Origin of the sequence: Nostoc sp., assembly GCF_036919555.1 — a bacterium.
Classification (GTDB): domain Bacteria; phylum Cyanobacteriota; class Cyanobacteriia; order Cyanobacteriales; family Nostocaceae; genus Nostoc.
Map to the genome: position 1 here is coordinate 1 of NZ_JBALCS010000042.1, position 22082 is coordinate 22082.

General features: G+C 40.7%; 29 protein-coding genes, 1 tRNA gene and 1 pseudogene. 13 read left to right on the forward strand and 18 right to left on the reverse strand.

Annotation, left to right across the window (positions count from 1 at the left end):
- Nucleotides 1-7 precede the first annotated feature (7 nt).
- Complete coding sequence (locus V7K36_RS12780) at nucleotides 8-289, forward strand: hypothetical protein (RefSeq protein WP_335116206.1); 282 nt, start codon at nucleotides 8-10, stop codon at nucleotides 287-289.
- Between the two features lie 117 nt (nucleotides 290-406).
- Here V7K36_RS12780 and V7K36_RS12785 read toward each other — a convergent pair whose 3' ends face one another.
- The gene (locus V7K36_RS12785) at nucleotides 407-538 is read right to left on the reverse strand and encodes a hypothetical protein (RefSeq protein WP_335116208.1); all 132 of its coding nucleotides are present in this window, start codon (nucleotides 536-538) and stop codon (nucleotides 407-409) included.
- 396 nt (nucleotides 539-934) lie between these two features.
- Here V7K36_RS12785 and V7K36_RS12790 point away from each other — a divergent pair, with 396 nt between their 5' ends.
- Nucleotides 935-2533: an Hsp70 family protein gene (locus tag V7K36_RS12790; protein ID WP_335116210.1), complete on the forward strand. Its 1599-nt coding sequence runs from the start codon at nucleotides 935-937 to the stop codon at nucleotides 2531-2533.
- A 37-nt stretch (nucleotides 2534-2570) separates the two neighbouring features.
- On the opposite strand, the gene V7K36_RS12795 is transcribed toward V7K36_RS12790, so the two are convergent.
- On the reverse strand, nucleotides 2571-2930 hold the full coding sequence (locus V7K36_RS12795; protein WP_335116212.1) for a PIN domain-containing protein: 360 nt from the start codon (nucleotides 2928-2930) through the stop codon (nucleotides 2571-2573).
- A complete protein-coding gene (locus tag V7K36_RS12800; protein WP_335116214.1) occupies nucleotides 2914-3204 on the reverse strand; it encodes a type II toxin-antitoxin system prevent-host-death family antitoxin in 291 nt (96 codons plus the stop codon). Before V7K36_RS12800 ends, V7K36_RS12795 begins: the two co-directional genes overlap by 17 nt.
- A gap of 149 nt (nucleotides 3205-3353) precedes the next feature.
- Between V7K36_RS12800 and V7K36_RS12805 the strand changes: the two are divergent.
- A pseudogene (locus tag V7K36_RS12805) lies at nucleotides 3354-4540 on the forward strand (RNA-guided endonuclease InsQ/TnpB family protein).
- Between the two features lie 125 nt (nucleotides 4541-4665).
- Here V7K36_RS12805 and V7K36_RS12810 read toward each other — a convergent pair.
- From V7K36_RS12810 to V7K36_RS12825, 4 genes are all read right to left on the reverse strand, one after another.
- Nucleotides 4666-5229, reverse strand: a complete 564-nt coding sequence (locus V7K36_RS12810; RefSeq protein WP_335116216.1) for a Uma2 family endonuclease — start codon at nucleotides 5227-5229, stop codon at nucleotides 4666-4668.
- A 159-nt stretch (nucleotides 5230-5388) separates the two neighbouring features.
- Complete coding sequence (locus tag V7K36_RS12815; protein ID WP_335116218.1) at nucleotides 5389-5931, reverse strand: L,D-transpeptidase; 543 nt, start codon at nucleotides 5929-5931, stop codon at nucleotides 5389-5391.
- 607 nt (nucleotides 5932-6538) lie between these two features.
- Complete coding sequence (locus V7K36_RS12820; protein ID WP_335116257.1) at nucleotides 6539-7054, reverse strand: L,D-transpeptidase; 516 nt, start codon at nucleotides 7052-7054, stop codon at nucleotides 6539-6541.
- Nucleotides 7055-7166: 112 nt separating this feature from the next.
- Nucleotides 7167-7799 (reverse strand): bifunctional 4-hydroxy-2-oxoglutarate aldolase/2-dehydro-3-deoxy-phosphogluconate aldolase, encoded by a 633-nt coding sequence (locus tag V7K36_RS12825; protein ID WP_335116220.1) that lies wholly within the window; start codon nucleotides 7797-7799, stop codon nucleotides 7167-7169.
- A gap of 205 nt (nucleotides 7800-8004) precedes the next feature.
- Here V7K36_RS12825 and V7K36_RS12830 point away from each other — a divergent pair, with 205 nt between their 5' ends.
- Both V7K36_RS12830 and V7K36_RS12835 read left to right on the forward strand, forming a co-directional pair.
- A complete protein-coding gene (locus V7K36_RS12830) occupies nucleotides 8005-8280 on the forward strand; it encodes a hypothetical protein (protein WP_335116222.1) in 276 nt (91 codons plus the stop codon).
- A gap of 422 nt (nucleotides 8281-8702) precedes the next feature.
- Nucleotides 8703-8975, forward strand: a complete 273-nt coding sequence (locus V7K36_RS12835; RefSeq protein ID WP_334829023.1) for a GlsB/YeaQ/YmgE family stress response membrane protein — start codon at nucleotides 8703-8705, stop codon at nucleotides 8973-8975.
- Between the two features lie 196 nt (nucleotides 8976-9171).
- On the opposite strand, the gene V7K36_RS12840 is transcribed toward V7K36_RS12835, so the two are convergent.
- Both V7K36_RS12840 and V7K36_RS12845 read right to left on the reverse strand, forming a co-directional pair.
- Nucleotides 9172-9744 (reverse strand): hypothetical protein, encoded by a 573-nt coding sequence (locus V7K36_RS12840; RefSeq protein WP_335116224.1) that lies wholly within the window; start codon nucleotides 9742-9744, stop codon nucleotides 9172-9174.
- Between the two features lie 18 nt (nucleotides 9745-9762).
- Nucleotides 9763-10311 (reverse strand): nucleotide-binding protein, encoded by a 549-nt coding sequence (locus V7K36_RS12845; RefSeq protein ID WP_335116226.1) that lies wholly within the window; start codon nucleotides 10309-10311, stop codon nucleotides 9763-9765.
- Nucleotides 10312-10597: 286 nt separating this feature from the next.
- On the opposite strand from V7K36_RS12845, the gene V7K36_RS12850 reads away from it, so the two are divergent.
- Together V7K36_RS12850 and V7K36_RS12855 are read left to right on the forward strand one after the other, a co-directional pair.
- Nucleotides 10598-11428 (forward strand): metallophosphoesterase, encoded by an 831-nt coding sequence (locus tag V7K36_RS12850; RefSeq protein WP_335116228.1) that lies wholly within the window; start codon nucleotides 10598-10600, stop codon nucleotides 11426-11428.
- Nucleotides 11429-11588: 160 nt separating this feature from the next.
- A complete protein-coding gene (locus V7K36_RS12855) occupies nucleotides 11589-12422 on the forward strand; it encodes a metallophosphoesterase (protein WP_335116230.1) in 834 nt (277 codons plus the stop codon).
- 585 nt (nucleotides 12423-13007) lie between these two features.
- On the opposite strand, the gene V7K36_RS12860 is transcribed toward V7K36_RS12855, so the two are convergent.
- The 3 genes from V7K36_RS12860 to V7K36_RS12870 all read right to left on the reverse strand — a co-directional run bounded on the left by V7K36_RS12860 (nucleotide 13008) and on the right by V7K36_RS12870 (nucleotide 16325).
- Nucleotides 13008-13700, reverse strand: a complete 693-nt coding sequence (locus V7K36_RS12860; RefSeq protein ID WP_335116232.1) for a hypothetical protein — start codon at nucleotides 13698-13700, stop codon at nucleotides 13008-13010.
- A gap of 293 nt (nucleotides 13701-13993) precedes the next feature.
- Nucleotides 13994-15433 (reverse strand): DnaJ domain-containing protein, encoded by a 1440-nt coding sequence (locus V7K36_RS12865; protein WP_335116234.1) that lies wholly within the window; start codon nucleotides 15431-15433, stop codon nucleotides 13994-13996.
- A 280-nt stretch (nucleotides 15434-15713) separates the two neighbouring features.
- The gene (locus tag V7K36_RS12870) at nucleotides 15714-16325 is read right to left on the reverse strand and encodes a J domain-containing protein (RefSeq protein ID WP_335116236.1); all 612 of its coding nucleotides are present in this window, start codon (nucleotides 16323-16325) and stop codon (nucleotides 15714-15716) included.
- Between the two features lie 28 nt (nucleotides 16326-16353).
- On the opposite strand from V7K36_RS12870, the gene V7K36_RS12875 reads away from it, so the two are divergent.
- Both V7K36_RS12875 and V7K36_RS12880 read left to right on the forward strand, forming a co-directional pair.
- A complete protein-coding gene (locus V7K36_RS12875; protein ID WP_335116238.1) occupies nucleotides 16354-17451 on the forward strand; it encodes a tocopherol cyclase family protein in 1098 nt (365 codons plus the stop codon).
- 33 nt (nucleotides 17452-17484) lie between these two features.
- Nucleotides 17485-17558: transfer RNA gene (locus V7K36_RS12880), tRNA-Arg, on the forward strand.
- 97 nt (nucleotides 17559-17655) lie between these two features.
- Here V7K36_RS12880 and V7K36_RS12885 read toward each other — a convergent pair.
- The 3 genes from V7K36_RS12885 to V7K36_RS12895 form a co-directional block, all read right to left on the reverse strand.
- Nucleotides 17656-18009, reverse strand: coding sequence for a DUF5615 family PIN-like protein (locus V7K36_RS12885; protein WP_335116239.1), 354 nt, complete (start codon nucleotides 18007-18009; stop codon nucleotides 17656-17658).
- The gene (locus V7K36_RS12890) at nucleotides 18006-18236 is read right to left on the reverse strand and encodes a DUF433 domain-containing protein (RefSeq protein WP_334829043.1); all 231 of its coding nucleotides are present in this window, start codon (nucleotides 18234-18236) and stop codon (nucleotides 18006-18008) included. Before V7K36_RS12890 ends, V7K36_RS12885 begins: the two co-directional genes overlap by 4 nt.
- Before the next feature lie 159 nt (nucleotides 18237-18395).
- Nucleotides 18396-18668, reverse strand: a complete 273-nt coding sequence (locus V7K36_RS12895; RefSeq protein WP_335116241.1) for a hypothetical protein — start codon at nucleotides 18666-18668, stop codon at nucleotides 18396-18398.
- A gap of 188 nt (nucleotides 18669-18856) precedes the next feature.
- Here V7K36_RS12895 and V7K36_RS12900 point away from each other — a divergent pair, with 188 nt between their 5' ends.
- Nucleotides 18857-18979 (forward strand): hypothetical protein, encoded by a 123-nt coding sequence (locus tag V7K36_RS12900; RefSeq protein WP_335116243.1) that lies wholly within the window; start codon nucleotides 18857-18859, stop codon nucleotides 18977-18979.
- Nucleotides 18980-19299: 320 nt separating this feature from the next.
- Here V7K36_RS12900 and V7K36_RS12905 read toward each other — a convergent pair whose 3' ends face one another.
- The 3 genes from V7K36_RS12905 to V7K36_RS12915 all read right to left on the reverse strand — a co-directional run bounded on the left by V7K36_RS12905 (nucleotide 19300) and on the right by V7K36_RS12915 (nucleotide 20409).
- Nucleotides 19300-19944 (reverse strand): Uma2 family endonuclease, encoded by a 645-nt coding sequence (locus V7K36_RS12905; RefSeq protein ID WP_335116245.1) that lies wholly within the window; start codon nucleotides 19942-19944, stop codon nucleotides 19300-19302.
- A 164-nt stretch (nucleotides 19945-20108) separates the two neighbouring features.
- Nucleotides 20109-20279 carry a type I restriction enzyme endonuclease domain-containing protein gene (locus V7K36_RS12910; protein ID WP_335116247.1) on the reverse strand — a complete coding sequence of 57 codons (171 nt, stop codon included), beginning with the start codon at nucleotides 20277-20279 and terminating at the stop codon, nucleotides 20109-20111.
- A 4-nt stretch (nucleotides 20280-20283) separates the two neighbouring features.
- Nucleotides 20284-20409 (reverse strand): hypothetical protein, encoded by a 126-nt coding sequence (locus V7K36_RS12915; RefSeq protein WP_335116249.1) that lies wholly within the window; start codon nucleotides 20407-20409, stop codon nucleotides 20284-20286.
- Between the two features lie 112 nt (nucleotides 20410-20521).
- Between V7K36_RS12915 and V7K36_RS12920 the strand changes: the two genes are divergently transcribed.
- The 3 genes from V7K36_RS12920 (at nucleotide 20522) to V7K36_RS12930 (ending at nucleotide 22012) form a co-directional block, all read left to right on the forward strand.
- Nucleotides 20522-20866, forward strand: coding sequence for an AAA family ATPase (locus tag V7K36_RS12920; RefSeq protein WP_335116251.1), 345 nt, complete (start codon nucleotides 20522-20524; stop codon nucleotides 20864-20866).
- A gap of 200 nt (nucleotides 20867-21066) precedes the next feature.
- Complete coding sequence (locus V7K36_RS12925) at nucleotides 21067-21753, forward strand: AAA family ATPase (RefSeq protein ID WP_335116253.1); 687 nt, start codon at nucleotides 21067-21069, stop codon at nucleotides 21751-21753.
- On the forward strand, nucleotides 21737-22012 hold the full coding sequence (locus tag V7K36_RS12930; RefSeq protein ID WP_335116255.1) for a hypothetical protein: 276 nt from the start codon (nucleotides 21737-21739) through the stop codon (nucleotides 22010-22012). The genes V7K36_RS12925 and V7K36_RS12930 overlap by 17 nt, the downstream gene beginning before the upstream one ends.
- Nucleotides 22013-22082 lie beyond the last annotated feature (70 nt).

The following is a 22082-nucleotide window of genomic DNA, read 5'->3' on the forward strand; positions in this document are numbered from 1 at the left end:
GTAGGGTTTGGGCATATTTACAGCGATCGCGTTTTGCAGGATAACGAAAGGGACTACTTCTAGTTTATGCCCAAACCACCTTGGCGGTTGCTATAACTATAACGAGAGTGATGATCGTGACTATCCTACGTTCCCGAAACTAGTTTTTGAGAATGGCAAAATCAAACAACTAGACTTTTGGTTACAACCAGAAAAGCGCGTTGTCTGGTGGAATTTACCTGGATGGGAAGTTAAGTATTCCCAGCGTCAAGCTTCTACCCCTACCATTCTAAATTGCCAAAAACGCTAAAGCGATACCTACGGTGAGCTACGCTAACGCACTTTATTGGTAGTGCCAGCGTAGGCGCAGCCCGTCGTAGACACTGACTTTTCCCGTTAAGTGTTGAAAAGCTTGCTCGCAAAGGATTTAGGAAACAGCACAGTAGATATGGTACACAGTATCATAATCAAAAACACCGCCAATAACAAACGTCATTTCTTCCTCTGTCAATTCTTCAATCTCTGATTGCTGATTTTCAATTTTAATTTTAGCTTTCATAAAAACCCTCTTAATCGCTTATTCCTCAAACTACTGAAAAAATACTAGCAATAGCTTGATAGAAACATCCTACTAAACCTACTTTTTTACTGAGATAATTCTGCGTGTGAAGTGAGTTTAAGCACCTCATGCCAATAAAAAAAGACTGCAACTATGATAAAGCCTGCTGTTGAGTTTATTGCTCCTTTTATACATTTACAGCCAATGATTTCTATGCTTTCTCACAAGCCAATTGTCTAACTGTGCTAACACTTCGCTGCAACAGATTGAATCGATATTTGGGTTGGGATGCAAAGAAGCAAGCGTATGGCCGCATTTGCATTCTTGGTAGGTTATGGAGAATAATCACAAATAAAGCAGCTTTGGCCTCTTCGTGCGAGATAATAAATATAAAATATGGCGATCGCAATCGATTTTGGTACTAGCAACACAGTCATTGCTCGTTGGAACCCCGTAACCCAGCAGCCAGAAACCCTGACTCTACCAGGTTTATCAATTAAACAAAGTCTCAATCCGCCACTGATTCCCAGCTTGGTTTATGTTGAAGACGCAGCCCAAAATAAAGTTTTAGTCGGGCAACAAGTACGCGATCGCGGTCTTGACCTCAAAGGCGAAACGCGATTTTTCCGCAGCTTCAAGCGGGGCATCGGTGCAGATATCCAAGGTTTCTTGCCCGAACTAGATGGGCAAATTGTCACTTTTGAACAAGTAGGGCAATGGTTTCTTACTCAGGTGATTGAGCAACTAGCACCTCTGCAAGGTGGGTTAGATTCTCTAATATTAACCGTACCCGTAGACAGTTTTGAAGCTTATCGTCACTGGTTGGGAAAAGTTTGTCAAGCCCTTCCCGTCGAACAAGTACGGATGCTGGATGAACCCACAGCCGCCGCCTTGGGTTATGGCTTGGCAGATCAAGAAATTCTTTTGGTGATTGACTTTGGTGGCGGGACTTTGGATTTTTCTCTTGTCCGCTTGGATCAAGGCGTGCAAGCAAGCACAAAGCCATTGGGATTTATCCTCAAGTGGGGTAATAAGTCCCTGGCTGAAGATTCAAAACAAAAAGTCAAAACAGCCCGTGTACTGGCGAAAGCTGGGCAAAATTTGGGCGGTACTGATATTGATAATTGGTTAGCAGATTACTTTGCCAAAACTCAAGAGTTGGCGGTAAGTCCCTTGACAACAAGATTGGCAGAACGGGTGAAAATTCAGTTATCAACCCAAAACCAAGCTAGTGAAGTTTATTTTGACGATGAGACATTTGAAAGTTATGAACTGGAACTAAACCGCGACACTTTTGAAAATATCCTCAAAGAACACGCATTTTTTGAGTTATTGGATGAGTCGATGACGACACTATTGCAGCAAGCAAAACGCCAAGGGATAGAACTTCCAGATATTAATGCAGTTTTGTTAGTTGGTGGGACAGTGCAATTACCAGCAGTGCAGACATGGATCAAACAGTATTTTGAGCCAGAAAAAATCCGTTGCGAACGCCCCTTTGAAGCGATCGCTCAAGGTGCATTACAGCTAGCTCAAGGGATACAAATCAAAGACTTTCTGTATCATAGTTATGGTATCCGCTACTGGGATCGCCGCAATCAGCGCCACAAATGGCATTCTTTAATTAAAGCTGGACAGGCATATCCAATGAGTCAGCCAGTGGAATTAGTCTTAAGCGCGTCTGTGGAAAATCAGCCCAGCATTGAGTTAATTATGGGAGAATTGGGAGCAGATACAGGCAATACTGAAGTTTATTTTGATGGCGATCGCTTAATTACTCGCCGTCTGGATGGTAGTGAAACCACCGTCAAACCCCTCAACGATCAAGAAGGCGCGACGACAATTGCCCAACTGACACCAGCCGGATATCCTGGAAGCGATCGGATCAAAATCCTTTTTGAAGTCGATGAGCAACGCTTTTTGCGAATCACCGTTGAAGACTTGTTAACGAATGATACGCTTTTGGAAAATCAACTTGTGGCACAGTTGAGTTAATTAACTAAAAGGATTTAAAAGTGGGATGCCGCAGCCATCAAAATCCCGGATGTTGCGTGTTACTAAGGTCAATTGATAGAATTTGAGCAGTAGCAGCAATCATCATATCTGCTTGGGTGTGTGTTTTCCCACTTAATCTTAGTTGATCTCGCAATTCACCAGAGCGCTTGGCAATTTCAATGGTGATGGGCAATACTTCAGAGTTATTTTCCAAAAAGCTCTCGAACCATATTTGAATTCTAGAGTTGGGCTTGAATGTCAGTCCGTAAAATATTTCTTCAACGGTGATTGCACTCAGAACTATTGAAGGAGCTAATGCTGCCCATTTCAGTACACCAGAGTTAGGTTGGAGTCTTACTAATTCGCTGATAATGTTAGTGTCACAGAGAAAAGTCATCAATGGCATCAGCGAAAGAGTTAGGACGGTCTTGGCGGGAGGGTACTTCGAGGATATAATCTTCTTCCGCAGCTATCTGACGTAGTTCTTTGAAGGCATCAGCTAAAGAAATCTTTTCGCGCTGCTTGCGCCACGTCAAGAATTCTTCAAACATCTCAGCTTCAACAACAACAGCTACCAGTTGATTTCGGTTGTAAATGAGTTGTGGTTCTTTACTTACAGCATGAATTAGTTCGGAGAACCTCTGTTTCGCTTCTGCAATTCTCCAGTTCATTCTCCTACCTCTTTTTTCATAATCATGTCTATTATAGACACGATTTATCAGAAAATGGGGTCTAAAACCCCGTCCTTACAGGACGGCTTTATATTAATTTGTTCTCTTACAGAATATATGGTATAATGTAAGAAGTATCTACAAGGTATATGGAACAAGCCTTCCGCTATCGTTTTTACCCAACTACCGCTCAAGAAACCTTGTTGCGGAAGACTATGGGATGTGCGCGTTTGGTTTACAACCGAGCGTTGGCGGCGAGAACGGAAGCTTGGTACTCTAAACAAGAAAAAATCGATTACTTGAAAACAAGTTCATTGCTAACTGAGTGGAAAAATCTTGAAGATTTGCAATTTCTGAATGAAGTTAGCAGTGTGCCATTGCAGCAAGGATTAAGACATTTACAAAAAGCCTTTGCTAACTTTTGGGCAGGTCGGGCTAAATATCCAAACTTTAAAAAGAAGCATCATGGTGGAACTGCTACGTTTACCAAGGCTGCTTTCCGGTGGAAGGATGGGCAAGTTTGGCTTGCTAAGTGTACTGAAGCCTTGCCTATTCGTTGGAGCCGACAATTGCCTGATGGATGCGAACCATCTACGATAACTGTCAAACTCAATGCAAGTGGGCGCTGGCACGTTTCTTTACTTGTAGACAACCAAGGTATTCAGCCTCATGCAAAGTGCGATAGATCTATTGGTTTGGATGTGGGTATAACTAGCTTGATAGCTACTAGCAATGGGGACAAAATTGCTAATCCCAAGCACTTTAAGCGCCTACGTTCTAAACTTAAAAAAGTTCAAAAATCTCTCTCTCGCAAACAAAAAGGTTCAAATAATAGACATAAGCAACGACGCAAGGTAGCAAAAGTCCACGCTCAAATAACCGATAGCCGCAAGGATTTTTTGCATAAGCTAACTACTCAACTGGTGCGTGAAAACCAAACCATCGTAGTTGAGGATTTAGCTATCAAAAATATGGTAAAAATCCCAAGTTGGCTCAAAGCATCAGCGATACCAGTTGGGGAGAATTAATTCGTCAGCTTGCCTATAAATGTGAGTGGTACGGTCGAATTCTTGTCAAGATTGACCGATGGTTTCCTAGCTCTAAAAGGTGTGGGAATTGTGGGCATATTGTTGAGAAATTACCGTTAAATATTCGAGAGTGGGATTGCCCTAAATGTGGGACAAATCATGATCGAGATATCAACGCCAGTAAAAATATTTTGGCTGCGGGACTCGCAGTTGCAGTCTGTGGAGCGAACCTAAGACCCGATGAGCAAAAGCTTAAAGGGCAGTTGCGAAAAACCCGTAAGGGAAGGAAACAGAAACCTAAGTCGTGAGTCTTAGGAATCCCTGTACGTTTACGTCAGGGAGGATGTCAAGTCTATAATTTGGTTTCCGCCAGAGATCGATGTCTACGACGGGCTATTCGGTGTCGCACCTTCTCATTCCAGCCGAGTTATTTCTAGCCACCCATTTTTAACCATCCAAAAACTTGATTGACGCTTAGTACAAGTTCAATTTCTGGTAATACAGGTAAAAAATCTTCTCCCTGGAGTAGCACTGGCTGTTGCTCTGGTAGAAATACCAAAATACTGAAGTCATTAGGATCAAGAAACCATCCCAGGCGGCTGCCATACTTCAGACAGTGAAGAATATTCCCAATTACTTTGTTGGGTTTTTGTTCGGGCGAAAGAATCTCAATCGTCCAGTCTGGTGGAAGTTCAAAATTATCAGGTAGTTCATTATCAACGGTGAACGGTATGCGTCCCCACTGAAATACAGCCACGTCGGGTACTATTGACCGCTCCCCAAAAGTACACCGTAATTCGGGAAATGCATAGGCAATCTTCTGATTTTCCGTGACTTCATTAACAACAGCACCGAGTTTGCCTTGCAAGCGGCTGTGTCTCCCTTTCGGCATTGGCTTTTGAATAATCTCACCGTTAATATATTCGCTTGCAGGCTTTGTTTCTGGGAGCTTCAGAAATTCCTTCAGGGTAAGTCGTTGAGTAGTTGTGGCGCTCATGGCTCCTGAATCCCTCGAAGATGTGTTTTTAGTCTAACAGTATATATGAACAGGTGCCTTTACCGAGTGTAACGCACCTGTCCATACATCAAGGTAAGAATTCCAGCAATGATTAATTCATGATCACGATAATTCGTAATTGAAACTCTTAATTACGAATTATTTCCGCACCACTACTAAAGTTCCCGTTGAAGCCCAGCTGTAAAGATTGCGAGCTTGTTTAACAGGTAAATTTACGCAACCGTGGCTGACTGGAGTTCCAAAACGGTTATGCCAGTAAGCACCGTGGATGGCATAGCCTCTGTAGAAATACATTGTGTAAGGAACGTCAGGAATGTTGTAGCCACTGCCTCGCATTCGGTGAGTGCGATACTTAGAATTAATCCGAAATCTACCTATGGGTGTGGGAGTCGATCGCTTACCTGTGGAAATGCGGTATGAATGAATAACTTTATTACCTTCCCATGCACGTAAGCGTTGCTCTGACAGGTCAATTTCAATCCAGCGAGGTTGGGATCTTTGCCTGATATTATTAAATGCAGTGATGTTATTTTCATCAACTGACGTGGCTGTTGCTGTAGTCGAGTTGGGTGTACCAGTTAACGGTGATGACCAAGAGAATAAAGTCACCACCATCAGCGCCACGCTTGTACAAAAATTTCCAGAGGAACGAATTCCACCACTGCGAATCCAAGTTTGCATTGTGCCTCATCTTATAAACTACGCAAAAATCATGAAGTGAAGTAATTTTCTGGAAAACTACAAATTTCCAGAGTGACTACTAGCTTCCTGTCGAGGATTTACGCAATTCATCCGCTAATGCTTCTCAAGACAAGTCCTAAGCTAATCTGCGTCCCATTTGCACATTTGTCATTTGTTATTGACTAAGGAACACAGATTTATTCGTAGGGTGTGTTATGGCTTCTGTAACGCACCAAAAATCTTGTGATGGTGCGTTATGCCCTTGGTTAACGCACCCTACGAAACAGAAGTTTTGCATTTTGTTTAATCCACATTCCTAATGACTAATTACAAAGGACAACCTTTACAAAAAATCTGTCATTTAAATGCCTAAATGCAAATTTTCCCCGAATTCATATTTGCATTTGTAATTTCACACAGGAATTGTCAGGATTTACGCTTATTTTTTTGGGACAATTGTTGAATGCCCTCTTTTTTATTTTATTTCAAGTTCAGTAATTCCGACTCCGAAGATTCCCAGCATAAAATCTTGCTAGGAATCACTTAATTGTCTTGATTTATTGTTATTTATGATTTTACCTAAATTGCTTTTTGGCTGCTTCACCTACTATTTCTGGATGACTACTGGTGTCCCTACTGATGCCCACTCGAATAGCCATTTAGCATGTTTAGGTGCGATATTCACACAGCCGTGGCTCACTGGAGTGCCAAATTTCTTATGCCAGTAAGCTCCGTGAATAGCGTAATTACCTTGGTAAAACATCGCATAAGGAACGTTGGGAACATTGTAGTTTTCTCCCTGCATCTGTGTAGTTTTGAACTTAGATTGAATCTTAAAAGTACCAACAAGAGTAGGAGTAGCTTTTTTACCAGAGGAAATAGCACTTCCATAAACCACTCTGTCACCTTGCCAAGCTATTAACCGTTGCTTTGAAAGATTAATTTGAATCCAGCGTTGATCCGATTGTTGTAATGTCTGGATTGTTTGTGCAATCATTTGATCTTTGGGATTCGCCCAAACTTCACTCGTTCCAGTAGTAGTAAAAACACTTAAGGACAGTGCTGTACCAGTAAGGAGTATTTGTAAGCGACGCACCCAGTCAGGAGAAATTAGTCTTTTCATTTTAGATACACTCACACTCAAATCATGGGTCTTGGAAAACTTATCAGTTTTCACCTTTATTTCCATATCTATTACTTTAATAGACATGAATTTTTGATGATTTGATTCTAAGTTAAGCTAACTGTCGCATCAGCTTTCTTGCTCCAGATGCGATCGCTTCCCAATTTCCCTCTGTGACAAGCTTTTTGGGAAATAATTCACTGCTCAAACCGACTGCGATCGCTCCGGCTTGCAAAAATTCTTTAGCATTTTCCAGAGTGACACCGCCCGTAGGAATTAAGGGAATCTGACCCAGTGGCCCTTGCAAACTTTTGATATAGTCAGCCCCTCCCACTGCTTGCACGGGAAACACTTTTACACAACTAGCGCCCTGACTCCAGGCGGTAACAATTTCTGTAGGAGTCAGCGCTCCTGGGATGATGGGCACATTTTTTTCTTGTGCTGCTTGAATCATTGCAGGGTCAACGTGAGGTGTGAAGAGGAATTGCGCCCCAGATGCGATCGCTTCTTGTAACTGCTGCACATTGAATAGCGTACCAGTGCCAATGATACAGGCTGGTAATTCTGAGCGTAGTTGACTGATTAATTCCCCGGCGCTAGCGCTATTCCAGGTAATCTCTATTAACTGCATTCCCCCAGATGCTACAGCCATTGCCATTTGCTGTCCCACTTCGATTTTAGGGGCGCGGATGACTGCGATCGCTTTATGTTTTTGCAACTGTGATAACCAAATTTGATTAGGCATTTTGACTGGGAATTAGGGATTGGGGACTAGGGATTCCTAATACCTAATTTTCAATACTAATGCCCAATACCTCATCCCCAATGCTCTTAAAACTTGCTTCTTGCATCAAGCTATGAGATATTACATACAAACATCATAAAATCTATCGTTTTACCGTATTTTAGGATTAAATACCTCAGTGTTTAGGTCTAAAGGAGTAATTAAAATGACAATTGCGCGACAAAACACAGCAGCATCCTTAGCAATTAGCATTCAAGATTCCGAAAGTGTCGATATAGGCAGCTTGTGGAAGCTTGTGCGACTAGGTGCAGGATTTTCGTGGCACACTAAGGCATATGGAACGATTTTCGGCGTTATGCTGCTCACCTTGGTAAGCCTGCTTTTCTTAAGTATGCATTGGTCTTACCGCAGACTGTTCCCATTTCTCAGTCATCGAGTCATTGAGAGTAATTGGGATAAGCAATTAAAAATTAAAAGTTAGAAATATTCGCGTAGCGTTTCGTAGAGAATAAATACGATGCCCAAGTGGAGAATGCTGGTAAAAAAGTTGCTACAACAACGCCTGTGGTATATATCGCCTGATTTTGCTTCCTTTACATTACTTTAGAGACAGTCTTTGAAAACTCAGCTTAATTCTTCTAGTAGAGGAGAGAGCTAATTAAAAGGCATATACTGCAATTACCAAGCAATAGTTTGTTTGATAAGCCCCTAGTTAAAGACCTACTAGGAGCTTTTTTTTAATTGATTATCTACTTCAAGTGGGTTATATTTTAAAAAACTTAGTATCGGTTAAACTATTCCTTATGGATATAAATAATTAATTCTGATGATAGATGGAATCAAAAGATTAAGATTGCTAATATAAATTCATTGAAGTGAAAAACGTTTAGCGAATTAAGAACAATGAATATTCTTGCTTGGATTGTTTTAGGTCTAATTGCTGGTGCGATCGCAAAAGCTATCTACCCTGGTCATCAAGGTGGGGGAATTCTGGGAACAATCGTACTAGGAATCATCGGTGCTTTTGTTGGCGGTAGTTTAGGTGTATTCTTTAGTACGGGGACTTTAGCTCTGGCATCTCCTACTTTCAGCATTCCAGGAATTGGGGTGGCAGTTCTCGGTGCAATTGTCGCAGTCTTCCTGTGGAATTTATTAACCAACCGCAGTGCTGTATAGAAATAAGATTGCGGTGAATCTAACGAGAAAGATTTAGCAAATTTATCTAACTATTTTTAACTGTGAATTAAATCAAAAAAATAGTGCAAACCTGCAATGAGGTTGGCGCTATTTTTTTAATTGTTTATAAATAAAATAATAATTGCTGGTAATCTAATGCTGTGCGAGCGCTAAGTGTAATTTTTGTTTAAAAGTCTTAATTAGCTCTAAGAATTCCTATGCCAGCTTGTCTTTCAATGTAATCTGCTAAGTTGATAAAATCTTCACGCGGGTAGCATCTTCCACCAACCAGATCAAATGCTAATCTACTGGCAGGATTTTCTGGGTTTTCGAGTATATGTATACCCCAGTAGTAAAGTAGGTCCCTAGCCCGAATACAAACTTCTTCTGGATCTATACAATGAAACTTATTATCTTTTTTGCTAATTTCCTTATAAGCATTAGAATAGACTTCTTTTAAAAGCCTTAAACGCTTAATTCCAGGATCTTTAAAATTGTTAACTAGCACAAATAAATGAGCTTCATTATTGATTTCACGTATTTGTGTAACAGTTTCTTGAATAACTTTATCATGCTTACTTATTCCCAGTGGATTGAAGGTTGTTGGGATAATACAATAATCCAATCGCTTAATGATATCTGAGGGATTACGTTCTAGTGCAGGTGAGCAATCGCAAATTACTATTTGACAGTCACGGGCAGAATCTTCATTCCAATCATCTCCATCAAATACTTGAATAGTTGTACCTACCCCTTTAGGATTGGGCACAAAAACCCCATCACCTACTTATTTTTGCAGATTTTGTTCTGGATCTAAGTCCACAAGCGCCACATTAAATCCTTGCAGCGCTAATGCTCCTGCTAAATGCCCTGCTACAGTTGTTTTTCCTACTCCGCCTTTACAGGTAAAAACTCCAAAATAAACTTTTTTTGGCGGAGGTGGGGGAGGGTATACGGTGTCATCAATCGTAATCAGCTTATTTTCATGGGCAATCCCACAGCGAACTTTAGTATCTTTACCCCAGGTTCTCATTAATGCCAATGCTGGGCCGCCAAATCCTTTTGTAGTTATGAACCAACCAAAATTAAATTTTTTACCTTCGTCAGAATCTAAAAAGTCAGCAAACTTTAAAAGCTGCGGTGCTGTTACGTTACCTTTTAGCCATTTAACCTGAACAACACCAACTAGGTTTCCTTTTTTGACCACTAGATCATAGCCAGGTTGATTAATCTTTGCAGTTTCAACTGTCCAATCTGCTTTATGGATCAGTTTTGCTACGTGCTGCTCAAATTCGGGAAAACTCCTAATGAATTGTGGCTCTAATGGTGATGACATAAACAGCTTTAAGTGTTTTGGTTCAATGCGGTAGTATATAATACAGTATACTCTACCAAAATCAACCTTCACCGTATAGTTTATTCACTATCCCCACTCTTTCAGAGAAATGCACCATACTCTGATATAAAATAACAGCAAAGTTACGTCTCATTTAAATAAGTATAAATAGGCTAAAGTCTACAACTTTCATAAAATTTTCAAGAAGTTGCACTGGCCGCTACACACAAACCGACAATGTTCAGTTAAGCTGTAAGCGCTATGATTGAGCTTTATTGAACGTCTTATGCATTGGTTGTTATCTGGGCCGTTGAGTACAGAGAAATTGACGGTTAACATTGCAGGGTTGCCTGCATCGTTACAAGGTAAAAAGCTGGTGCAGTTGTCAGATTTTCACTACGATGGTTTGCGGCTGTCGGAAGATATGTTAGAAAAAGCGATCGCAGTTACTAACGAAGCTGAACCAGATTTAGTTCTATTAACTGGTGACTACGTAACTGACGATCCGACACCGATTCACCAACTGGTACTTCGACTCAAACATCTGCAAAGTCGCAGTGGTATATATGCTGTTCTTGGCAATCACGATATACATTACAGACACGCAAAAGCAGAAATTACAGATGCCCTTACTAGCATTGGAATTCACGTCCTTTGGAACGAAATTGCCTATCCACTAGGAAAAGAATTGCCACTCGTTGGACTGGCGGATAGTTGGTCACGGGAATTTCACCCCACACCAGTTATGAACCAGCTAAACCCCGACACACCCTGCATCGTTTTATCCCACAACCCAGATACTGCGGAGATATTACAATCCTGGCGAGTCGATTTACAATTATCTGGTCATACTCACGGTGGTCAAATCGTGATTCCCGGAATTGGCCCTGCGATGTTTTTTTACGAAAAGCTTGTAAAAAAAATACCCCGAAAAGTGCGGCGTCGAGTCCCATTTTTGCAAGTCAATGTTTCTGTAGTCAGCCATTGGGAATGGGCACAAGGTTTCCATCGGCTAGGAAAAAATCAGCTATATGTCAATCGTGGTTTGGGAACTTACCTCCCAGGACGCTTATTTTGCCGCCCAGAAGTTACTATAATCACGCTACAAGGTGAATGAGAAGGCAGCAGGAAAACCCTATAACTAAATTCAGCGATTTCAAATAAATCAATTAGTTAATTGTATCTGGAGTATGTGACATAAATTATTGCAGTTACTCAAGTTGCATTTTGATTTTTGGTAAGCTGTAAACGCTGGTATCAGGAGTATCGGTTGCTTTATGCATTGGTTGTTTACGGGACATTTAAGAGTAGATAAAATAACGGTTAAGATTGCGGATCTTCCTGCATCTTTACAAGGTACAACGCTAGTGCAGTTGTCAGATTTTCACTACGATGGTTTGCGGTTATCGGAAGATATGTTAGAAAAAGCAATCGCACTTACTAACGAAGCTGAACCAGATTTAATTCTATTGACTGGTGACTACGTAACTGACGATCCCACGCCAATTCACCAACTGGTGCTTCGACTCAAACATCTGCAAAGTCGCTGTGGTATCTACGCCGTACTTGGTAATCACGATATCTATTACAGCCACTCAAAAGCAGAAGTGACCCAGGCGTTAACTAGCATTGGGGTGCATGTGCTTTGGAATGAAATCGCCTATCCACTAGGAAAAGAATTACCACTAATAGGACTAGCTGATTATTGGTCACGAGAATTCCACCCTGCACCAGTCATGAATCAACTAGACTCCGTTACACCCCGCATCGTTTTATCCCATAACCCAGATACAGCCAAGATATTGCAACAATGGCGCGTAGATTTGCAACTATCTGGTCATACGCACGGTGGTCACATCGTAATTCCGGGCATTGGACCTCTAGTACTCTATTATAAAAAGCTACTCAAACAAATTCCCAAAAAATTACGGCGTTGGGTGACATTTTTCCTGGGAGACTGTTCTAAAGTAGTGCGATATTGGGAGTGGGCGCAAGGGTTTCACAAGGTTGAAAAAAATCAACTATATGTCAATCGGGGTTTAGGAACTTATAAACCAGGACGCTTATTTTGTCCGCCAGAAGTAACTGTGATTACCTTAATTAGTCATTAACAATTCTGAACATTTTAATTAACTCAACGCAGAAACCGCCGGAAGCTGCGATGGATAAATCTCAGCAGCTTGGGGCGGTTTCTTGAAGATTAGAGAATTCAGAAGTAACTAACTCAACTAACTAAGGTGGACAGCATTGGCGTAGGCATCGCTTGTCGTAGACATCGCTATACTCAGAATTGCACATCCTTACATTTGAAGTTAGACAGGCATTTTCCGGCTGTGCGTTCTCAAACCTCCCAAACAACTTATTGAACTCAATGTAAAAATACATTCAATGGATGCTACAACTTCAGAGCGATCGCAAGAACATTAGAGCAGGAGGCACAGGCTCTAACTTGAAAGTTTTTGTTTAACTTTTAACCTGTTTGTACCTTGCTCTTAATCTAGCCTATGTTTGTTCAGCTACACCCCATCTTTACTAAACTTAAATACCATTAATTTATCGCAACAATTCCGAAATATTGATTAAAAAATTGTCCCACTTGATATGTTGGCGTTAATGCCAGGATATCAAGTGGGCTGAAAGTTCAGAAGCCGTTATTGAGCAGAACTACCATTAGATTTACTGTTTGACTGGTCTGCTTATTGAGGTGGAGTGGTTTTAGAGGTATCACTTTTCGTACCTGGAGCGACAGTATTAGTAGAAGCATCGTCCTTGTTCTGCGAAGTCGGAGTAGTACTAGTTGGACTCGTCGTCGGAGTTTGTACCGCTTTCGGGGTTGGCTGGGTTACAGGTGCTTTTTCTGCCGCAGGCTGCTGGGGTGGAACAGTAATGTTAATATTCGGTTGGCGAGGTACAGATGGAGGTGTAACCTGCTGTTGTGGAACAGGAACAGGAACAACAACAGGTATTTCTCTGGTTCTTTCGATGATTGTCGTTCGTGGTTGAGCAGATGCACTAGGAGTTGGACTACTCTTACTCGGTACAGGAACTACGACTGGCACAATATTGTTAACCGGTGCGTTATTTTGCTGGCTGAAGTACCAGACCCCACCTATAACTAAAGCAAGCACGGAAGTAATAATAATACCCAACAACAAACCACCATTGGCATTGTTATTATCACGCTCGGCTAAATTAGCTTGCTGATTCCCATGCTCAGTATTTCGACCTTGTACGTAACCTTTTTGGTAAGAGTTGGGATCAGGTGTGTTGTTTTTAGATGTTTCAGTGGTTCGTATCACGTGGCTGTGAGTATCACCATTACTATCGGTGTAAGACTCTTGCTTGACTTCACTATTTTCACTTTCGCCTTTATTGGTAGGAATAGGCATAACTGTTGATTTAACTCCTTGATACGATATTGAGAAACTAAAGCTTTGTAAAAACGAGAGGTTTTAATGAGTCCAAAAATGTATGTTGCTGATGAATATCAGTTTTATTTGCTACTCAAATGTTAGGAGTTTTCAGTATAACCTCTGTGATCAGCAAGTGGCTCTATTTCTAAGGAGTTAATACTTAATCTAAAGAAAAAGTATCCGAAAGATGGATGTTATTAAGTTATTATCTGATGTTTTTATACAAAATCTAGCAATTTACTGAAATCATCTAAATTTTTAATTTCTCGTTAGACATCGCAGCGCCAAAGCTTGATTGTCATGTCTCGACTACCACTAACCAAAGTTTTGCCATCAGGACTGAAAGCGACAGAGTTAACCCAATCTGAATAGTTATCCAAAGTATAAAGATTTTGTCCGGTGTTAATATCCCATAGTTTCACCGTATGATCTGCACTACCACTAGCGAGATGCTGACCATCGGGGCTAAAAGCGATCGCGCAAACATAATTATCATGTCCGGCAAGTGTGTTAATTAGCTTACCTGTACTGATGTTGCATAACTTGATAGTCTGGTCATAACTGCCACTAGCTAAAATTTGTCCATCAGGGCTAATGGCGACACAAGTCACGTAACCTGAATGCCCGTTGATAGTTTGCAGCAGTTTTCTACTCTTCAAATTCCACAGCTTAATGGTATTGTCTGCACTACCACTGATTAAAATCTGCTGCTTTGAGCAAATAGCAAGGGAGTAGACCAAGTAAGAATGACCTTTGAGGACGTGTAGTAATTGTCCCATCTCTATATGGGAAATCTTGATAGTGGTGTCTCTACCGCCACTCAGGACAGTCTGACCATCTGGACTAATGATTACAGAAAAAACTGGGGTTGAATGTACTTTGAGCGTGTTGAGTAATTTACCTGTAGACACTTCCCAAATCATCATGCTGCTGTCATCACTGCCACTAACCAGAGTTTGACTATCTGGGCTAAAGGCTAGGCATCTTACCCATTTTGTATGACCAGTGAGAGTATGTAGCAATTTACCTGTGTCGAGATGCCAAATTTTGATAGTCTTATCACTACTTCCACTAGCCAGAGTTTGCCCATCTGGACTGATTACAGTTGTAAAAACCCAGTTCAGATGACTCAGGGTGTGTACACATTTCCACGGTGAAGGTTGAGACTGCGATTTAGGTGGTGGTGGCGGCGGCGTTGCTGGCTTTGGCGGTGGCGATGTAGGTTTGGGTGCTGCTTTTTTCTGTTTCAGTTCCAGTTGTATAGAATTTTTGAAATCTGACTCGGCTCTATTTTCATATCCTAGTTTCGAGCAAGCAAGCCCTCTATATTTATAGGCTTCAAAGTAGTTGGGATTTAGACGAATTGCTTGGGTAAAGTCTTCAATTGCTTCAGTATATTTTCCTCTTTGAGCTTTATCCATGCCCAGTTTGTAGAAACTTTCAGCATTGGATGGAGTGAAATCAATTTTGGTCGAAGTGGAAGCAGATTGATTTATCTCATTTGGCTGATAAGATTTTAACGCTGCATAAGCTTGATTAATTTCTTTGATTTTTTCTTCTGCTTCTAGCTTTTGCTGCGGTTCTAGAAAACAATCTGGATGCCAAGTTTTAGCCATCTGGCGATAAGCTTGCTTGACCTCATCAACAGATGCACCTGGTTTTAACCCAAAGATATCGTAAACATGATTTATATCAAAGCGATCGCTCATACTAGGAAAACTAAGAAATCAGCAGCAAATCTTACTAAACTTAGTATTCCCAATTACAAGTACTATCTAACTCAAGGTATAGTGTCGCCATCTGAAGCAACACACAGTAAGGGCACAGTTAAAAGGGCGGTTATAAACCGCGTCTACACGAGGCTTTACCCACCGACCTGGGTTAAAAAACCTTAATTTTCTCTTAGTCTGCGGAGGCGGACTTCGTTTGTGTAGCCGCGAATTCTATTCGCCAAGGCTGTGACCCTACAAATGATATGTATTCCGCTTCTTATCTCCAACGCCGATTTAGCCGCAATAAACTTTTAATCCCTTGACAAAATCTTTTTACCAGAGGTCTAGGTTTTGATGTATATCTAGGTGATCGTGATGTCCGCACAGCACCCGGATTTTTTAACTCTTGTTCTATTTGTGCGGCTTTATTTAAATCTGAAGCAGCTCTATATTCGTATCCCAGTTGAGAGCAAACTAGCCCACGATATTTGTATGCCTCAATATAGTGTGGATTGAGACGAATTGCGTGGGTAAAATCTGCAATCGCATCCTCATATCTTTCTTTTGTAGCATTCTCTACTCCCAAAGTATAGAAAGTTTCTGCATCCCAACGATTGACAGATATTTTTGTGGGATTTGTAGGCGAAGATGAAGATGGATTTTTACTAGTGGGAGCCTCAGATGTACTTTCAGATTTAAGCTGGTTATAAGCTGCGTTGATTGATTTGATTTTTTCCTCAGCTTCCTGCTTTTGCTTTTGATCAACAAAGCGATCGGGATGCCAAATTTTCACCAGTTGACGGTAAGCTCGCTTCACTTGTGCTTGTGATGCACCAGGTTCCAGCCCAAGAATTTCATAAGCATAATTGATATCGAGATCATCGCGCATACTGAGAAATAAGCAACTATATAAATCTATGTTAACTATTCCCCTAAATCTTCTCCAATCAACTCAAACGCCCCATTCTGGTTATCACTGGGATGGTAGTAGTCGCCGCTTCTTTGAAGGCTGGTATTATCGCGTCACCTTACCGGAAATTGGGCAAACATTCGCCTTTATGTACTCCATTGAAGACCCCATCGGCGGTAAACCCTATAGCGGCGGTGCAGCCCAAATCCTCGGCCCGGATGATGGGTATTTATGCCGTACTTTTCCTGATGTGAAGAAATTTTGGGGTAGTCGAGATGTTCTGGGTTTAGGTCATTGGGGTAAAACGGATTTGCAAGTTTCTCCCCTATACCTGCTTCCAGCAGAGTTTGAGCATCATGTTCAAGAGGGATATCAAGCCACAGCCACCTTGAATCAGGGAATTATTTGCGATCGCGCCACCAATAATTATTGCCGTTGGCAGTATGAAATTCAACCCGTATACGGTTGGGGTAATCAAAATACCATTCAGCAATCAACCGCAGGCTGGGTGTCATTCTTGCAGATTTTTGAACCTGGATGGCAAATTTTGATGGCTCACGGTTTAGCCAGTGGGAAGATTGACTGGAATGGCAAAATCTACGAATTCACCAACGCCCCAGCCTACGGCGAGAAAAATTGGGGTGGTGCTTTTCCCCAAAAATGGTTTTGGATAAACTGTAATTGCTTCGAGGGCGAACCCGACTTAGCATTAACTGCTGGCGGTGGGCGGCGCGGTGTGCTGTGGTGGATGGAATCTGTAGCGATGATTGGCTTGCACTATCAAGGCAAGTTTTATGAATTCGTTCCCTGGAATTCACAAGTAGACTGGGAAATTCAGCCTTGGGGTAGATGGCAAATGAAAGCTAGTAACTCCAATTACGAAATTGAATTGACAGGAACCACCGATTTACCTGGTACACCTCTGCGTGCGCCCACAGAGGATGGTTTAAGATACTGTTGCCGAGACACCATGCAAGGAAAGTTAAATTTAGAGTTACGAGAACTAAATGGCAGAAAATCTCAAATAATCCTGAAAGCAGAAAGTTTTCTTTGTGGTTTAGAAGTAGGTGGCGGTTCTTGGGATAATTGTTGGCAATCTCGCTAAAACTCCTGCTATGATTATATATGCTTCCTATTTGGGGCTGTAGCTCAGTTGGATAGAGCGGACGCCTCCTAAGCGTCAGGTCGTGCGTTCGAGCCGCACTAGTCCCGTAAGTAAAAATCCCTAATACCTTAACTAATAGCAGGTCATAGGGATTTTATTTTTCTATCGTAGTCGCTGGAAAACGCCTCTTTTAATTTTTCTACATCACGTCATTTTACGAATGCGAATACTTTTAGATGAAATAACAGTAAAAGCTCCTAATAATTCATCTGCATGTTGATTAATGGCATTGGCAATAATTTCTGCTCTATCATCTGGAGATAAACCGAATAACCGAATTAACACGACACCTGTTGCAATTCGACGCAAACGGAAAACTAACTCACCAAAATCTTTATCTGATGTCAATAGAATTGCACCTTCACTATTAGCCAAGGTTAAAACTTCATCGTCACCAATTCCTGGTTTCATTTCCACAACATACAAAACTTCGTGACCATCAAGCCGCAGACGTTCAACAATTTGCCAATCTAAATTTTCGTCTCCTAAAAACTTCAAGAAGCTTTCTCAATTGTTGGATAAACCACATCATACCTTAAAGCTTGAGCCGCAAATGCCAAAGCTGCTTTAATTCCTTCATCGGTAAGTCGCGGATGCGCTTCAAGTATTTGTTCAGGTGTTTCACCAGCAGCAAGTTTTTCAAGAATTAACTCAACTGTAATACGAGTTCCTAAAATGACAGGTTTACCCATCATTATTTTTGGATCGGATACGATTTTTTGCATGAATTAAGATTATTTGGATAGATGATTAATATATAATGCGGTATGCCCTTATCGGAGCGTGTGCTTAGACGTTAAGGAACGTGGATTTATTAACTTACAATTCTTGCTCATCGGCTAACCTGCTATTTAAAAGTCTTTAAACCAAGTTTTGCAGTTTATTTAATCCACATTCCTAACCAACGTACCACCGACTGCATAAACAGCATCATAGCCAATTCGCTCTGTCCAAATGATTGCGTTTGGCTGTTTAGCTTGCAGCCGATGACAAGCCACGATGAAATCGTTATCGATTTCGTAATCACCTGTAGTGATGTTAATTGCAATGATTTTGCCGATATTATCTGCTGTTTCGACTTGGGTACGGATACGCTCCTGGTAAACTTTTTCGCCACGTTGAGCAATTTCTTCGCGGCTGAGGTTGGGATAAGGCATAGAAGCAACCTCCTTATTCAAGGTATCCAATTTCTGATTCTATCTTAAGACAAAATCGAAAGCCCTCAGAGGCGTTAATTTGGGAATATAGGAATCCGATTTGATTCCTGAAATTACTTGCGTATGTAGGGAACAGGGAACAGGAAAGAAGGTAGTAGACATGTACTGAGTTTTTTCAAAAATAAAATATGAGTCCTATATACTTTCATAATTCTTCTGCATCACCTACCAGAACACAAGGCGCGATCGCCTTTGGCGTTGGCTTTCACGCAGCATCTGGTAGAGAAGCTGCTGCCAGCCCGAGTTGGTAGCAGCTTTTAATATGCTGAGATTGATGAAATACCATTAACTAAGCCATCTGCTCAAAGTGTTGTGTGAATTTGAGCCTGACTTTTCACGGTATCTATCTGGAAAACCTCTCTCCTACAAGGAGAGAGACTTTGAATTTTCCCCCTTCCCGTGTCGGGAAGGGGGCTAGGGGGTTAGGTCTTTCGTGGGTTTTTCCACATGACCTGAATTGTCAGAATTTGAGCAATCTCAGAAAATCATCCAGAAATTCCAATAATAGAAAATGTGGAGCCGCCAGAAGTTAGCCTGACGGCTCCAACATTATCTGAGACAGTAATACTAATCAGCGACTCATTGCAAAAATCTGTTCAGCTGTTAAGGGAATGTTCGGAAACAATCTAAAATCAATTCGATCCTGCCCTCGAAACACCTTTGGGGGTAAATACTCTCCATCTTCAAGTTGGTAGATTGTAATGGTTGGCTGCTTGGGAGAGCCAATGAACCGAATACCACCAAAAGTAGCATAGTCCACAATGATGTACTCGAAAACGCCCAAGTCCTCTCTTCGAGACGCTACGCGAACATATTCAGCAAGTTTTGTCAGATAGTCGTCCTTCCAGTTGTTGCTAACGACCTCAATGATTCCGGGTGGTGGAATATATGCAGCAGCAGAACTAGAGCTAGTTTTCATCCTCAGCCATTCTTGTCTAGCAAATATGACAATATCTGCTTTCCGGCTTTTTTCCTTTTCTGGTGGTGCTGTTTTGAGCCGAACCTGCTTGGACTGGCGCGAGATGTAAGGCAGGTCATTTTCTTGGCAGTGATTTTCTAAGTAGGTACACAGGCGCTCGATCAAATCCTCATGATTTGCATTTGGTTCTGATAATGGCACGGGAATCCCATCCAATAGCTCAAAGTCTCTGCCTGAACCATCGTCCCAGGCAAGAAACTCTTCAAAAGTCAGTGGTTGTGTGACGGTTGCGTACATCGCCCTCGCTCCCTTGCTGACGGGTACTTCACTCAATGCTACCAAGATGTACAGTTTTGGCTATAAGTTCTGGCTGATTTTCCTGCCGTAGTTCTGAAACAACGGCTTGAGGTTTGGTAACAAAAGGCGATCGCACCTTTGGTTGGTGTCAAGAGCTATCACTTTTAAGTTGAGTTATTGTAGAGCGACAAAATATTTGTCAAATTTCGTCGTTGATTAATTAGTTCTAAAGCTAGGTGGCGCTGGGGTAGTTGGCGGACATCTGCTAAAAATTCATCGGAGAGGATGGAAATATCAGGATTTTCCACCCCAGCAGCAGCGAAAATATCTACCACCTCATTACTTAGAATAGTCGAAACCGGCTAACAGTACTGTGACGTTTTCGTACTTTGATAGCATGAGAGCGATCGCTTGTTCTTGAGAAATGCCTATTTGACCTTGACTGTCAGCAGTATAATCTCTCATAACTGATCTGAGTTGTTCAGCAATGCCCAAATAGCCTATAACTCAACCACCTGGTACGATAATAAAAAAATATACTTGATGCTTATGTTTAGAAATTAAATAATTAAAAATTATGAAACTAAAATCCGTTTCGTTTGAAAATTATAAAGCATTTTCTGAAAAGCAGACAATGCAATTAAAGCCAATTACTGTTTTAATTGGCAAAAATAGTTCAGGTAAAAGCTCTATTGCCAAACTATTTACCTTATTTGAGAACTCACTTATGGGTAATATTGATATACCGTTATTACTAAATAATAATGGGGTAGAGTTAGGTGGAGAATTTGACAACTTATTTTTTGAGAATAACCCAGGTGGAATTCCTTTAATTTTTAATATTGTATTTGATAATGATGTCCAAATAGAAATTAGTTTACTGAAAAAACCAGACAGCTATGGATTAGATATTTTTCAATAGAAATATAAAGATAACATACATGAATTTGAGCTTGAGCTTAATGATGATGGATACTTTGACGCTATTAGTAAAAAAATCTATGATTGCGAATTTAAAGGATTTATTCCTAATAAGTTTTTTAAAAAAATAGTACTAAGAATTTATCTAAAAACTTTGAAATTGAGCAAATTGTTGTTGATTATATTGGCCCGTTTAGAATTTTGCCTAAAAGATATTTTTATTTGACGGGGCAGACACAATTTCGATACACAGGTATCATAGGTGAAAATGCTTATGCAATGCTTGGAATAAGTAAATCAAAGAAAGACGATGAGTTATACAAAAATGTAGGAAAGTGGTATAAAGACCATTTTGACGGTTGGGAATTAAAAGTAGATGATAGGGATAAAAAACCTCTTATTCAAATTTTACTTTCTAAAAATGATACTGATGTAAATATTGTAGATGTTGGGCAAGGAATGAGCCAAGTTTTACCTTTGGTAGTTCGAGCCAATATTACGGATAGACCCAATTCTATGATTGTTATAGAACAGCCAGAACTACATTTGCATCCTGCCGCACATGGCGATCTAGCAGAGTTATTTGCTAAATCTGCAAAAGAAAATAATCAGACTTTTATCATCGAGACTCATTCTGAAAATATGCTCTTACGTCTTCGTAAGCTAATAGTTGAAAATGATTTTGGTTTCACAAAGGATGATGTAATAATTTACTGGTTAGAAGATGCTGAAATCAAAGGTAAAGAGTTAATGGAAATTACAATCGATGAAGATGGGGTTTTGAGCGATTGGCGAGATGGGGTTTTTGATGAGGGATTGAAAGAAATATTAGAAATGCAAAAGGTACTTAATAAAAAAGACGAGAAAATAAATGATAATTTATTTTAATCCTATCGTTTTTCAAATTCAAGATTATGAGATACAAGCTTCCTTAGCTGAAATACTTGTAGCTTTGATGAAGGCTAACCTTCACTTTATAGATATCAAAAGTATTGATGCAATTTTTTATAACGAGAGGCGCGAGTATATTTTTGATTCAAATGCAATTTCTACAACATATCTCTCCCCCAATAATCGGAGGAGTTTAAAAGACTTTTTAAATAAAAAAAGCCAAAAGCCTATCACTAGTACAGTACGGCGTAAATAAACAGACCATATTAGTGGGAGAATAAATAATCAGGTTAAAACCAGTTTCGCAGAGCATATCAAGGAATCAG